10 protein-coding genes are annotated in these 13,082 nt (G+C 72.1%); 4 read left to right on the top strand and 6 right to left on the bottom strand.

The genetic code is table 11. The features are described from left to right. Positions 1 to 151: 151 nt before the first annotated feature. The 4 genes from ABT147_RS43515 to ABT147_RS43500 are packed head-to-tail and all read right to left on the bottom strand — an operon-like array spanning position 152 to position 4,031. Complete coding sequence (locus ABT147_RS43515; RefSeq protein WP_351417241.1) at positions 152 to 607, bottom strand: MaoC family dehydratase; 456 nt, start codon at positions 605 to 607, stop codon at positions 152 to 154. A 43-nt stretch (positions 608 to 650) separates the two neighbouring features. After that, complete coding sequence (gene menE / locus ABT147_RS43510; RefSeq protein WP_351417238.1) at positions 651 to 2,156, bottom strand: o-succinylbenzoate--CoA ligase; 1,506 nt, start codon at positions 2,154 to 2,156, stop codon at positions 651 to 653. 49 nt (positions 2,157 to 2,205) lie between these two features. Continuing rightward, positions 2,206 to 3,084, bottom strand: a complete 879-nt coding sequence (locus tag ABT147_RS43505; RefSeq protein ID WP_351417281.1) for an amidohydrolase family protein — start codon at positions 3,082 to 3,084, stop codon at positions 2,206 to 2,208. Between the two features lie 29 nt (positions 3,085 to 3,113). Then, entirely contained in the window at positions 3,114 to 4,031 is a 918-nt protein-coding gene (locus ABT147_RS43500) for an SDR family NAD(P)-dependent oxidoreductase (RefSeq protein WP_351417236.1), read from the bottom strand. Between the two features lie 209 nt (positions 4,032 to 4,240). Between ABT147_RS43500 and ABT147_RS43495 the strand changes: the two genes are divergently transcribed. Both ABT147_RS43495 and ABT147_RS43490 read left to right on the top strand, forming a co-directional pair. Beyond that, on the top strand, positions 4,241 to 4,666 hold the full coding sequence (locus tag ABT147_RS43495; protein WP_200301175.1) for a MarR family winged helix-turn-helix transcriptional regulator: 426 nt from the start codon (positions 4,241 to 4,243) through the stop codon (positions 4,664 to 4,666). A 7-nt stretch (positions 4,667 to 4,673) separates the two neighbouring features. After that, on the top strand, positions 4,674 to 5,576 hold the full coding sequence (locus ABT147_RS43490) for an IclR family transcriptional regulator (RefSeq protein WP_351417233.1): 903 nt from the start codon (positions 4,674 to 4,676) through the stop codon (positions 5,574 to 5,576). A 4-nt stretch (positions 5,577 to 5,580) separates the two neighbouring features. Here ABT147_RS43490 and ABT147_RS43485 read toward each other — a convergent pair whose 3' ends face one another. Continuing rightward, positions 5,581 to 7,380, bottom strand: a complete 1,800-nt coding sequence (locus ABT147_RS43485) for a sulfatase-like hydrolase/transferase (RefSeq protein ID WP_351417230.1) — start codon at positions 7,378 to 7,380, stop codon at positions 5,581 to 5,583. Positions 7,381 to 7,714: 334 nt separating this feature from the next. Beyond that, positions 7,715 to 8,812, bottom strand: a complete 1,098-nt coding sequence (locus tag ABT147_RS43480; RefSeq protein WP_351417228.1) for a serine hydrolase domain-containing protein — start codon at positions 8,810 to 8,812, stop codon at positions 7,715 to 7,717. A 157-nt stretch (positions 8,813 to 8,969) separates the two neighbouring features. On the opposite strand from ABT147_RS43480, the gene ABT147_RS43475 reads away from it, so the two are divergent. Together ABT147_RS43475 and ABT147_RS43470 are read left to right on the top strand one after the other, a co-directional pair. Next, positions 8,970 to 11,318 (top strand): protein kinase domain-containing protein, encoded by a 2,349-nt coding sequence (locus ABT147_RS43475; RefSeq protein ID WP_351417225.1) that lies wholly within the window; start codon positions 8,970 to 8,972, stop codon positions 11,316 to 11,318. Between the two features lie 247 nt (positions 11,319 to 11,565). Continuing rightward, the gene (locus ABT147_RS43470) at positions 11,566 to 12,951 is read left to right on the top strand and encodes a glycoside hydrolase family 16 protein (RefSeq protein ID WP_351417223.1); all 1,386 of its coding nucleotides are present in this window, start codon (positions 11,566 to 11,568) and stop codon (positions 12,949 to 12,951) included. Positions 12,952 to 13,082 lie beyond the last annotated feature (131 nt).

Raw genomic sequence — 13,082 nt, 5'->3', positions numbered from 1 at the left:
CCCGTCAACTTCTCTCACATCTGTAACGGATCGCTGACGACCGTCCCCATGGCGTCCCAACGCCGTCCCAGCAGAACAGCGGTGGGGCGGAGCACCTTTCGAGGTGCTCCGCCCCACGGCGTTCTCACGGCTCCACGGCCCCCGGGAGCTCTCAGGCGTAGAACCGGGACAGGCTCTGCAGCACGGCCGCCGGCTTGGGGGCGCCCTCGATCTCGATCGTGCCGTCGACGGTGATCTGCACCCCGCCCGGTACGTCCTCCACCGAGGCCAGCTTGCCGACCAGGCGGATCTTCGAGCCGACCTTCACCGGGGAGGGGAAACGCACCTTGTTCAGGCCGTAGTTGACCTTCGTCGACACACCCTCGACGTCCAGCAGCTCGGTGAACAGCGGGATGAACAGCGACAGGGTCAGATAGCCGTGGGCGATCGGCGCGCCGAAGGGGCCCTCGGCCGCCTTCACGGGGTCGACGTGGATCCACTGGTGGTCCCCGGTCGCGTCGGCGAACGTGTCGATGCGCTCCTGGGTGACCTCGATCCACTCACTGGTGCCGAGGTCGCTGCCGGCGAGCTTCTTGAGTTCGTCGATGCCGTTCACGGTGATGCTCATATGACGTTCCTTAACTGAGAGTCGGGGCCTGGGGAGTCGCGCGCTACGCGCCGGTGCCGTAGCGCTTGCGCACCCGGGCCTTGAGGAGCTTTCCGGAGGCGGTGCGCGGCAGTTCGTCCGCGATCACCACCGACTTCGGGATCTTGTACTTGGCGAGCCGCCCGGCGAGCGAGGCCAGTACCTCGTCGGCGTCCAGGGCGCAGCCCTCGCGGGGCACGACCACGGCGCGCGGCACCTCGCCCCACTTGTCGTCGGGGACGCCGATGACCGCGCACTCGACGATGTCCGGGTGGGCGAGGAGCTGGTCCTCGATCTCGGCGGGGTAGATGTTCTCGCCCCCGGAGATGATCATGTCCTTGATGCGGTCGACGATGAAGACATAGCCGTCCTCGTCGACCCGGGCGGCGTCCCCGCTGCGGAACCAGCCGTCGGCGAAGACCGCGGCCGTCTCCTCGGGCAGCCCCCAGTAGCCGGGCATGACGTGCGGTCCGCGGACCACGACCTCGCCGGGCTCGTCGATGTCGACCGGGGTCATGTCCGGCCGTACGACGCGCACATCGCTGAAGAAGTGCGGTACGCCCGCCGAACCGGCCTTGCTGACCGCGTGCTCGGCGTCGAGGAAGAGCGTGCCGGGGGCCGCCTCCGTCATGCCGTAGCCCTGGAGGAAGGTGAGCCCGCGCTCCTGGAACTTGGCGATGAGCGGGGTCGGTACCGGGGAGCCGCCGCAGGACAGCATCCGCAGCGACGACAGGTCGGCGTCGGCCCAGCGCGGATGCCGGGCCACCTGGTCGAACATGGTCGGCACGCCGAACATGAAGGTGATCCGGTGCCGTTCGATCAGGTCGAAGGTGGCCTCCGGGGCGAAGGCCTCCACCAGGACGCAGGTGCCGCCCTTGAGGAGCACGGGCAGGGTGAGCATGTTCAGCCCGGCCGTGTGGAACAACGGGGCGGAGACCAGGGCGCGTTCGTCGGTGATGACGTCCTGGTCGACGAGCACGTTGACGGCGTTCCAGATGATGTTGCCGTGCGTGAGCATCGCGCCCTTGGGGCGGCCCGTCGTCCCCGAGGTGTACATGATGATGCAGGTGTCGTCGGCGGTGACGGGCTGGTCGATGGGCTCGGCGTCGGCCCCGGCGAGCAGCGCCTCGTACTCCGGGCCGGTCTCCACGAACGTACGGACGTCGGTGTCGCCCGGCAGTCCCGCGACGAGCCCGGTGAAGGCGGGCCCGTACACCAGTGCCTTGGCCCCGGAGTCCGCCAGCTGGTAGGCGATCTCGGGGCCCGCGAGGCGGGTGTTGAGCGGGACGAAGACCGCGCCGAGGGTGCCGGCGGCGAACAGTGTCTCCAGGTACGAGGGGTGGTTGGGCCCCAGATAGGCGATGCGGTCGCCCCGGCGTACGCCGGAGGCGCGCAGGGCGTGGGCGAGGCGCGTGGTGCGCTCGTACAGCTCCCCGTAGGTGAGGCGCGTGTCGCCGTGGATCAGCGCGGTGCGCTGGGGGGTCTTGCGGGCCCGGCGGGCGGGCCACGACCCCAGTCCCTCATTGCGCATGTCTGTGCCCCTGTCCGTCATTGCACATGGGGAGGTCCATCTGCGTCCTCTACGGTTTCGTCAGGCCGAGCAGCCGGGCGGCGTTGTCCTTCAGGATCTTCGGCCTGACCTCGTCCTTGATCGGCAGCTTCTCGAAGTCGGCGAGCCAGCGGTCGGGGGTGAGGACGGGGTAGTCGGAGCCGAAGAGGACCTTGTCCTTGAGCAGGGTGTTCGCGTACTGCACGAGCTGCGGCGGGAAGTACTTCGGCGACCAGCCGGACAGATCGATGTGCACGCCCGGCTTGTGCGTGGCCACCGCGAGCGCCTCGTCCTGCCAGGGGAAGGAGGGGTGCGCCAGGATGATCTTGAGGTGCGGGAAGTCGGCCGCCACGTCGTCCACGTGCAGCGGGTTGGAGTACTTCAGGCGGATGCCACCGCCGCCGGGGACGCCCGCGCCGATGCCCGTCTGGCCGGTGTGGAAGAGGGCGATCGTGCCGGTCTCCTCGATGACCTCGTACAGGGCGTACGCCACCGCGCGGTCGTTGGGGAAGAAGCCCTGGACGCTGGGGTGGAACTTGAAGCCCTTCACCCCGTACTCCTCGACCAGGCGGCGGGCCTGCTTGACGCCGGCCCTGCCGCGGAAGGGGTCGATGGAGGCGAAGGGGATCAGCACGTCCGCGTTGGCGGCGGCGGCCTCGGCGACCTCCTCGTTGGGGACGGGCTCGGTGCCGGTCGCGGACTCGGCGTCCACCGTGAAGATCACGGCGGCCGTCTTCCGCTCCCGGTAGTAGGCGGCCGTCTCCTCCAGGGTGGGCTTCCGCTTGCCCTCGACCTTGAAGTACGCGGACGAGGCGTCGTGCAGTTCGTCGTCCAGGGACGAGGTGCCCTTCTTCGACGACACCTCGGCGTGGGTGTGGACATCGATGGCGACCAGCTCGTCCACGTTCATGACGGGAGTCGCGGGGGTTGCGGAGCTCATCACGCCTCCGGGATCTTCGGGGCGGGGACGCCCACGGTCTGCGGCTCGGCACCCAGCGAGGTCGGCCAGACGTCGGCGAGGGCCTCGGGGGTCCAGCCGCCGTTCGCGTACGCCGTCTTGATCTCCTGCGGATGCGACCAGAGTGCCACCTTGTCGCCGCCGATGCCGATGGCCTGGCCGGTGACCCCGCGCGCCGCCTCGGAGGCGAGGAAGGGGATCAGGGCCGCGCAGTCCTCGGGGGTGCCGAAGCCCTCGCCCTTGCGCAGGAACTCCGGGAACGGCTTGCCCTCGCGCAGCGCCTCCACGTACGGGGCGAAGAACGGGATGGTCTCGGTCATCGCGGTGGCGGCGACCGGGACGATCGCGTTGACCGTGATGTTCGCGCGGCCCAGCTCCATCGCCCAGGTACGGGCGAAGCCCACGATGCCGGCCTTGGCGGCGGAGTAGTTGGTCTGGCCGAAGTTGCCGCGCTGGCCGGCCGGGGAGCCGACGAGGATCAGGGAGCCGCCCTCGCCCTGCTCGCGCATCCGGATCGCGGCGGCACGGGCGCAGGTGAAGGTGCCCTTGAGGTGGGTGCCGATCACCGCGTCGAAGTCGTCGTCGGACATCTTCCACAGCACCTTGTCGCGCAGGATGCCCGCGTTGGTGACCAGGACGTCCAGCCGCCCGAACTCCTCCACCGCACGGCCCACCAGCCGGTCGGCCGCCTCGGACGTACCGACGGCGACGACCTCGGCGACGGCCTTGCCGCCCGCCTCGGTGATGGACTTCACGGCCGCCTCCGCCACGGCCTCGTCGATGTCGTTGACGACGACGGAGGCGCCGGCGGCGGCGAGGGCCTGTGCGTAGGCCAGGCCGAGGCCACGGCCACTGCCCGTGACGACGGCGACCTTGCCGGTGAGATCGATGCTGGACACGAGTGGGGTCCCTTCGAGTGGCGGTGCGGCTACGAAATCGAAGTTAAGAGCAATAGTTGTTGACGTCAATAGTTGTTGTTCCCCGGGCGTTGCGTCATGCTGGTGCGGTACGGACGCGCCGCCCCTGCTCGGGGGCCTCGACCAGGGAGCCCGCCATCGCCCGCCAGCAGACGCAGGACGCCGCCTCGATCGACGCGCACGAGCCGTGGATGCGCGGCCTGCACGCGGACACGGGCTATCTGCTGTACCGCCTGGGGCTGCGGTCCGGGCAGCTGTTCAACTCCTCCCTCCAGGAGTCGGGACTGCGGCTGCGGCACTACGCGCTGCTGCGCTTCCTCGCCACCTCCCCGGGCGCGCTCCAGCGCGAGCTGAGCGCCTCGCTCGGCTACGACCCGAGTGCGATCGTCGGTCTGGTGGACGACCTGGAGAAGCTGGGCTTCGCCGAGCGGCGCCCCTCCCCCGACGACCGCCGCAGCCGGATCATCGTCCTGACCGAGGACGGCCGGTCCTTCCTGCGCGACACCGACGAGGCCGGACAGCGCGTCACGAACGAACTGCTGGAGCCCCTGGACGCCGCCGAGCGCGACGCGCTCCACGTACTGCTGCAGAAGGTCGCCGAGGCCGGACTGGGGTGACGACGCCATGCCGATGACCACCGACGCGCTGCCGTCGCGGGAGACCGTGCCACCGGAAACCGCACCGCCCGGAACCTCATCAGCCGACACCGCGCCGCCGGGGACCGCGGCGGCGGGAGCCGCCCGCTCCGCCCCCGACCGGCTGCTCGCCGTGCTGGCCGCCTTCGACCACGACCATCCGGGGCTCTCCCTGACCGACATCAGCCGCCGGGCCGGGCTCACCCTCACCACGGCCCATCGGCTGGTGGGCGCGCTCACCGAGTGGGGCGCCCTGGAGCGGGACGCGTCCGGGATCTACCACGTCGGGCTCCGGCTCTGGGAGCTCGCGGCGCTCGCCCCGCGCGGCCTCGCACTGCGCCAGATCGCGCTGCCGTACCTGGAGGACCTGTACGAGGCCACGCACGAGAACGTGCAGCTCGCCGTACGGGACGGTGACGAGGTCGTCTACATCGAGTGGCTGTCCGGGCGTTCGGCCGTCGGCGTCCACATCCGGGTCGGCGGCCGCTGGCCCCTGCACGCCACGGGGGTGGGCCTCGCGCTCCTCGCCCACGGCGACCCCGCGTCCCAGGAGACCTACTGCCAGGGGCAGTTGGCCGCCTTCACGCCGTACACCATCGCCGACGCGCCCCGGTTGCGGCGCGTACTCGCCGAAGTCCGGCGCACGGGCGTGGCGGTGAGCAGCCGTCAGGTCACCGAGGACGCGCTGTCGGTGGCCGCCCCGGTCCGCGGTCCCGGCGGGGCCGTGGTCGCCGCCGTGTCGGTCGTAGTGCCCCAGGAGGGCGCCCAGGTACCGGTGTTGACGCCCGCCGTACGGGTGGCGGCACGCGGGATCTCCCGGGCCCTTGGCTGGCAGCCGGACGAACCCCGCCGGGGGTCGCTGATCCCGGGCCGGGGCACGTCCGCCTCCTGACGGCCTACTTCCCGGCCGACGCCTGTGCCGTGTACGTCACCGGGGCACCCGCGTGCGTGGCGGTGCCCCGGACCGTCAGCCGGCCCTGGTCTGCGTCGGCGGCCGGGGTGACCTCCCAGCGGGCGGTGAACCGGCCGCCGGGGCGGATGCGGTCCGTGGTGACCGCGCCGAGGCCCCGCACCTGCCAGCTGTTCGGCGCGGTGAGGGCGAGGCGGGCGGCGGTCCAGGGGCGGGCGGAGCCGTTGGCGAAGGCCGCGGTGACGAGGAACCTGCCGTTCCTGCGGGCCACTTGGAGGGTGACGCCGTAGGGCTCGCGCCGGTAGTCGTCCACCCAGGAGGACCGCATCAGCTTCACCAGCGCGTCGGCCTGGGCGGGCCGTGCCGCCGCGAGGTCCCGCTGCTCGCCGGGATCCCGGGCGAGGTCGTACAGCTCGACCTCCCACCGGTCGTCGGGTGCCTTCCGGTTCTGGCCGGGCGCGAACCGCACCGCCTTGAGGTCGCCGCGCCGCACGGCCTCGGCCAGCCGCCGGGCCCGGCCGCCGTCGACCCGGTCGGCGCGCGCGGTGGCCCCGCTGTGGTTGCGGTAGAAGTACAGATGGTCGTGGCGCGCGGCCTCGGCGCCGCCGGCGCGCAGCAGCGGTGCCGCCGAGAGGCCGTCGATGTCCGACGGGGCGGGCGCGCCGGCGAGTTCGGCGAGGGTCGGCAGCAGGTCGATCAGCGGGGTCGGCCGGTCGGTGGTGCCGACCGGGACGCGCTGCGGGGACCAGGCTATGAGGGGGACGCGGATGCCGCCCTCGTACAGGTTGCGTTTGTAGCCGCGCAGCGGGCCGTTGCCGTCGAAGAGGTCGGGGTCGGTGCCGCCCTCCTCGTGCGGGCCGTTGTCGCTGGTGACGAGGACGACGGTGCGCCGGTCGATGCCGTGCGCCCTGAGCCGGTCCACGAGCCTGCCGACGAGGGTGTCCAGGCCGGTGACCTGGGCCGCGTGCGCCTTGTTCGGGCGGGTCCAGGGCTCGTCGGCGTACGCGCCGAGGTCCGGGTCGAGGCTCGGGGCGTGCGGCACGGTCGGGGCGAGGAACAGCAGGAAGGGCTCGTCCTTGTGGGCGTCGACGAAGCCGAGCGCCCGGTCCTCGATCAGGTCGGGGGCGTAGACCTCGCGGGCGCCGTCCCGGTTCTCGGGGATGTCCCGCTTCTCGCCGTTGTCCCAGAGGTACGTCGGGTAGTACTCGTGCGCGTGCTTGTGGGTCAGATAGCCGTAGAACTGCTCGAAGCCACGGGAGTTGGGGTGGCTGGGCTGGTCCGGGCGCTCGGGGCCGAAGCCCCATTTGCCGATGAGGCCGGTGCGGTAGCCGAGGGCGCGCAGGGCCTCGGCGAAGGTGAAGTCCTGTTCGGTGAGCGCGCCCTGGCCGCCCGGACCCCAGGGGTTCTCACGGACGGTGGCGTGGCCGCTGTGCAGCCCGGTGAGCAGGGAGCAGCGGGAAGGGGCGCAGACCGGGGCGGCGGCGTAGGCGTCGGTGAAGCGGAGTCCCTCGGCGGCCAGGGCGTCCAGGCGCGGGGTGTCGATCAGCTTCTGGCCGTAGGAGCCGAGTTCGCCGTAGCCGAGGTCGTCGGCGAGGACGACCACGAAGTTGAGCCGCTTCGACGGGGTGCGGGCGGCGGGCACGACCGGCGCGGACGGCCGGCTCACCTCCGGGGCGGCGACCTCGCGGGCCCCGGCCCTGCGCCCCTCGGGCGCGACACAGCCGGCCGCCGCCCCGGTCGCGCCGACGACGGCGGTCCCGGCGAGAAAACGACGGCGGCTGGGCATGCGGACTCCTGGGCGATGATCGGCGACTGGTCGTGATCCGATGGTGGACGGGGCTCTCGGAGCAACACCATGCACAGGGCATGAACACCTTGTTGCGGCAGGTCGGCGGGGCCGCGGTGATCACCTGTGCGCCCCCGACCCTAGAGAGGGGGAATGCGGGGTTCTGGTTCCACCGAGAACGGTTGATCTTGCCAGAGGCCCGTGCCTCGCCTCGCACCGGCCCCGGGGTTTCCCCGGGGCCGGTGCGGTGATGGCGCCGATGCGGTGATCGTGCCCCGTGCGGCGATCGTGCCCGTGCGGTGGTGTCGCCGATCCGGCTTCGCCGTCAGGTCGTTCAGGCCGACAGGCCCTCGTAGACGGCCGCGAGGATCATGAAGCCCCGGTCGTCGCCGAGGCCCTCGTCGATCATCTGGTTCGGTACGTACGCCACGGTCATCCGGGTGTCGAGGTCGACCAGGACGATCGAGCCGCCCCAGCCGCCCCAGAAACAGGTGCGGGGGTTGGGCAGTTGGCCGCCGTTCAGGCCGTAACCCATGCCGTAGCGCATCGGGACGCGCAGGACGCTGTCCGTGCCGTCGAACTGCTCCTCGAAGACCCGCTCGCACCCCTTCTCCGACAGCAGCCGCACCCCGCGGGCCGCGCCGCCGCAGGCCAGCAGCGACTGCACGGCCGCGACCGAGCGGGCGTTGCCGTGACCGTTCGCGGCCGGGATCTCGGCGCGACGCCAGGCGGTCGTGTTCGCGGTGCCGTCCGGGATGGCGGGGTTGGGCGGCGGGCCGCCCCGGGGCGGGGAGGAGGGCGGCGGGATGATCGGCGCCACCCGGTGGTCGTGCTCGGCGGGGAGCCCGATGTGGAAGTCCGCGCCCAGCGGTCCTGTGACCTCCTCGGCGAGGAAGGTGCCCAGGCTGCGGCCGGTGACCCGGCGGACGATCTCCCCGAGCAGATACCCCTGGGTGACCGCGTGGTAGCCGGCCTCGGTGCCGGGCTCCCAGGCCGGTGCCTGCGCGGCGAGCCGGGAGGTGGCCGTCGGCCAGTCGTACAGGTCCTCCAGCGTCGTGGGCGCCTCGAAGCGGGGCAGCCCGGCCGTGTGCGCGAGCACATGCCGGACGCGTACGTCCTCCTTGCCCGCCGCCGCGAACTCGGGCCAGTACGCCGCCACGGGCGCGTCGAGGTCCAGTAGGCCACGGTCGGCGAGCATCAGCACGCACAGGGCCGTCATCGTCTTGGTGGTGGACCAGACATGGGTGAGGGTGTCCCGCTCCCACGGGGTGGTGCGGGCCTCGTCGGCGTACCCGCCCCAGAGGTCGACGACCGGCTCACCGTCCACGTACACGGCGACCGAGGCCCCCACGTCCTTGCCGTCCAGCGAGGCCGCGAGGGCCTCGCGCACCGCCGCGAACCGGTCCGCGCACGTGCCATGAGTCATCGCCATGAGGGGAAGGTAACGGGTCGCATCGGGGGGAGCCATCGAATATGCGGGGTACGGCCGAGCGGGGTACGGCCGGGCGAGCGCCCCTGGTCCGGCCTCCGCTCCCCCATCCCCTAGGCTGATGCGGCGCAGCTGCCGTCGGACAAGAGCGTGGTGGGAAATGCCGCTGAGGGACGACGATCCCACCGTCGTGGACGGGTACGTCCTGGAGGACCGGCTCGGCTCGGGCGGTATGGGCGTCGTGTATCTCGCCCGGTCCGCGTCGGGGCGGCTGGTCGCGCTCAAGCTGGTGCACGCCCAGTACTGCGACGACGAGGAGTTCCGGTCCCGGTTCCGCCAGGAGGTCGCGGCGGCGCGCCGGGTGAGCGGGGCGTTCACGACCCCCGTGGTGGACGCCGACCCGGGGGCGAACCGGCCGTGGATGGCGACGCTGTACGTGCCGGGCCCGACCCTCTTCGATCTGGTGAGCAAGGAGGGTCCGCTGGACGTGGCCCGCGTCCGCGGCCTCGCGCTCGGGCTCGTCGAGGCGCTGCGGGACATCCATCGGGCCGGTGTCGTGCACCGGGATCTGAAGCCGGCGAACGTCCTCATGGCCGAGGACGGCCCGCGCGTCATCGACTTCGGCATCTCGCGCGCCGGCGACAACCTTCCCCTCACCGTGACCGGCCGGGTGATCGGCACGCCGCCGTTCATGTCGCCGGAGCAACTGCGCTCGCCGAGGGACGTCACCGCCTCGTCGGACGTGTTCTCCCTGGGCTCGCTGCTGGTGTACGCGGCCAGCGGGCACAGCCCGTTCAAGGCGGAGAGCCCCTATCTGGCGGGCTACCAGGTCATGTTCGAGGCTCCGAAGCTGGACGCGGTGCCCGAGCCGCTGCGCGCCATCGCCGAACGCTGCCTGGACAAGGACCCGACGGCCCGCCCGGACCTCACCGAACTGCACCGCCTGTTCCTGGAGTTGCCGGCCTCCCCCGCCACCGGCCACGTCGTCGCCGGTCCGGCGCCCGCGCCGTTCGACCGGCTGACGGACCAGGGGCGAGGGGACCAAGGGCGCACGGGCCAAGGACGAACGGACCAGGGACATACGGACGCCGGACAGACGGACGCCGGGCGGGCAGGCGTCGGAGGGCCGTACGACAAGACGGCGAACGACCGACCTGCCGACGACCGACGCGTCGGCGACCGACGCGCCGACGACCACCCGGCGGACGGCCCCCGCCGCCCGAGGCGTCGCGCCACATGGCAGTTGGTCCTCGTCGGCCTCGGCGCCGCCCTCACCGTCTCCGCGCTGAGCGCGGGGCTGCTCGGGTACGCGGCGTTCGAGGACAACTCGACATCGTCCGCCGCCGACACCGGCGCCCGCTACCGTTCCTTGTCGCTCCCCGAGGGCTGGCAGCCGTGGCGTACGCCGCTGCGGAACGACGAGGGCTTCCCCGCCGAGTACGTCGCGACCGGCTACCAGGAACCGGGGTGTCTGACGGACGGAACGGACCTGTACTGCGGCGGTACGGGCTTCGTCGTCGCGAAGGTGGACGCCGCCACCGGCGCGATGGGCTGGCGGTACGGCACCCTGCCCCAGACCTCGCACCCCGTCGGTGTGCGGGACGGCCTGGTCTTCGTGTACGCGGAACCCGACACCACCACCCGGCGCCTGGTGGCCCTGGACACCGCGACCGGGAAGCAGCGCTGGGCCCGGCCCATCAGCGCCAGTGACCCGGCCTACCTCTACGACGGCGGCATCCTCGCTCTCGCGCCCGACCACCGGCGGCTGGTCGCCTACGACACGGCGGGCGCCGAACTGTGGCGGACGCCCGTGCCCGACGACGTGAGCTGTGTGCCACGGGTGCTCGGCGACGATCCGTACGAACTGTGCTGGAAGGGCCGCGAGTTCCTCGACACCAGCCCGTTCACGCTCGTGCGGCTCGATCCGGAGGACGGCACACGGCGGGAACTCGCCCCGCTGGCCAGGAAGTCGCTCCCCCTGGGCGCCGTCGACGGACGGCCGCTGTTCCTCGCCGCGGAGACCACCGAGGAGGTGTACCAGGCCGGGTACGAGCGGCCGTACAACGCGCTCCTGCGGGTGGACCCGGGCACGGGGGAGGTCACCCGGATCCCGTTGGAGCGGGCGCTGCGCGGCTCGGCGACGCTGGTGGGCGGGGTCGTGTACTTCGTGCGGACCAACGGGTCAGTCACCGCCGTGTCGGCGAGCAGCGGCAAGGAGCTGTGGGAGCGGTCCACCGACATGGAGAACCTGTCCGCTCCGGTGGTGTCGAAGGCGCGCGGCGAGATCTACTTCGCCAACCGGTTCGGCCGGCTGCTGGCCCTGGACAGCGGTGCGGGCGCCGAGTTGTGGCGTACGGACGCGCTCGACGACCCGGGGGACATCGCGGCGGAGGCCCCGCCCCGGGTGCTGCTCGTGGACGACGCGGTCGTGGCGGTGGCCGGGGACACGGCGCTCTCGGTGAGCCCGGACGATCCGGTCCGGCCTTCGGTGTCCGCCGCCGGGGACTGAGCGCCACCGCTCGGAGCCGGCCGGCCGCCGTTCCACCCGCTTGGCGGGATACCGCCCGAGAACGGCCGATCTTCACCTGGTGAACACGCCCCTCCCGTAGGGACTTTCTCCGCTTTAACTCTTGACGACCGCAGCGCCGGAGCGCACATTGACCGCACGCTCTTCTCTGAGAGCGCTCTCAGGACGGGACTCCACGGAGCGCTCCCCCCACCCGCGCACTTCACTCCGTACACCCGAAGAGGCCGCTATGAGTGAAACCTCCGGCATACCCCGCGGACGCCGTCGCCCGCTCAGGCGCGTGTTCCTCGCCATGGCCGGCGCGTTGGCGCTGGCCACCGCGTGGGCGACGACCGCGCAGGGAGCCGCCCCCACCCCGCCCGCCGGCTGGACCCAGGTCTTCGTCGACGACTTCAACGGCACCGCCGGCACCGGCGTCTCCACCTCCAACTGGCAGTACGCGACCGGGACTTCCTATCCCGGCGGCCCCGCCAACTGGGGCACCGGCGAGGTCGAGACGATGACGAACAGCACCAGCAACGTGTCGCTCGACGGCAACGGCAATCTCCGTATCACCCCGGTCCGTGACTCGGCGGGCCGGTGGACCTCGGGCCGGATCGAGACCAACCGCACCGACTTCCAGCCCCCGGCGGGCGGCAAGCTGCGGGTCGAGTCCCGTATCCAGATGCCGAACGTCACCGGGACGGCCGCCGAGGGCTACTGGCCGGCGTTCTGGATGCTGGGCGCCCCGTATCGGGGCAACTACCAGAACTGGCCGAGCGTCGGCGAGCTGGACATCATGGAGAACGTCCAGGGCCGCAACCAGGTCTGGGCCACGATGCACTGCGGCACCAACCCGGGCGGCCCGTGCAACGAGACGACCGGCATCGGCAACTCCACCGCCTGCCCCAACACCACCTGCCAGTCCGGCTTCCACACGTACACCATGGAGTGGGACCGCTCGGTGACCCCCGAGACCATCCGGTTCTCCGTCGACGGCACCCAGTTCCATTCGGTCAACGCGAACCAGGTCGACGCCACCACCTGGTCCAACGCCACCAACCACGGGTTCTTCATCATCCTGAACGTGGCGATGGGCGGCGCCTTCCCGGACGCGTTCGGCGGCGGCCTGGACGGCGACACCCGGTCCGGTGTCCCGATGGTCGTCGACTACGTCCAGGTGCTGTCGGCGGGCGGGGGCACCACCCCTCCGCCGACCGGCACCCGTGACGCGTACAGCGCCATCCAGGCCGAGTCGTACAACAGCCAGAGCGGCACCCTCACCGAGACCACGACCGACACCGGCGGCGGCCAGAACATCGGCTCCCTGGCCAACGGTGACTGGGCGCTGTTCCAGAACGTCAACTTCGGCTCCACGGCGGCCACCCAGTTCATCGCCAGGGTCGCCTCCGGCGCCAACAGCGGGGTGAGCGGTCTGGTCGAGGTCAGACTCGACAGCCGGACGAGCGCACCGGTCGCCAACTTCTCGATCGCCAACACCGGTGGCTGGCAGTCCTGGCGGACGGTGCCCATGAACATGAGCCAGGTCACCGGCACCCATGACGTCTATCTGACCTTCACCAGCGGGCAGTCGCAGGACTTCGTGAACGTGAACTGGTTCAACTTCGGCCGCTGATCGCCGACTTGACCGAGGGGCGGGGGCCCCCCCCCGGGGGGGGGGCCCCGCGGGGCGCCGGGGGGCGCCGCGCGGGGGGGGGGGGGTGAGGCCGGCCCGCGCCGGCCCCCCCCGGGGGCGCGAGGGCAGCG

This window comes from Streptomyces sp. NPDC001868, assembly GCF_040297125.1.
GTDB lineage: Bacteria > Actinomycetota > Actinomycetes > Streptomycetales > Streptomycetaceae > Streptomyces.
This window is presented reverse-complemented; position numbering and strand designations above follow the sequence as displayed.

What these genes read in the sequence shown, in the direction of transcription:
- ABT147_RS43515 (WP_351417241.1), bottom strand. Translation starts at nt 607, where the DNA reads ATGAGCATCACCGTGAACGGCATCGACGAACTCAAGAAGCTCGCCGGC.
- menE (WP_351417238.1), bottom strand. Translation starts at nt 2,156, where the DNA reads ATGCGCAATGAGGGACTGGGGTCGTGGCCCGCCCGCCGGGCCCGCAAG.
- ABT147_RS43505 (WP_351417281.1), bottom strand. Translation starts at nt 3,084, where the DNA reads ATGAACGTGGACGAGCTGGTCGCCATCGATGTCCACACCCACGCCGAG.
- ABT147_RS43495 (WP_200301175.1), top strand. Translation starts at nt 4,241, where the DNA reads ATGCGCGGCCTGCACGCGGACACGGGCTATCTGCTGTACCGCCTGGGG.
- ABT147_RS43490 (WP_351417233.1), top strand. Translation starts at nt 4,674, where the DNA reads ATGCCGATGACCACCGACGCGCTGCCGTCGCGGGAGACCGTGCCACCG.
- ABT147_RS43485 (WP_351417230.1), bottom strand. Translation starts at nt 7,380, where the DNA reads ATGCCCAGCCGCCGTCGTTTTCTCGCCGGGACCGCCGTCGTCGGCGCG.
- ABT147_RS43480 (WP_351417228.1), bottom strand. Translation starts at nt 8,812, where the DNA reads ATGGCGATGACTCATGGCACGTGCGCGGACCGGTTCGCGGCGGTGCGC.
- ABT147_RS43475 (WP_351417225.1), top strand. Translation starts at nt 8,970, where the DNA reads ATGCCGCTGAGGGACGACGATCCCACCGTCGTGGACGGGTACGTCCTG.
- ABT147_RS43470 (WP_351417223.1), top strand. Translation starts at nt 11,566, where the DNA reads ATGAGTGAAACCTCCGGCATACCCCGCGGACGCCGTCGCCCGCTCAGG.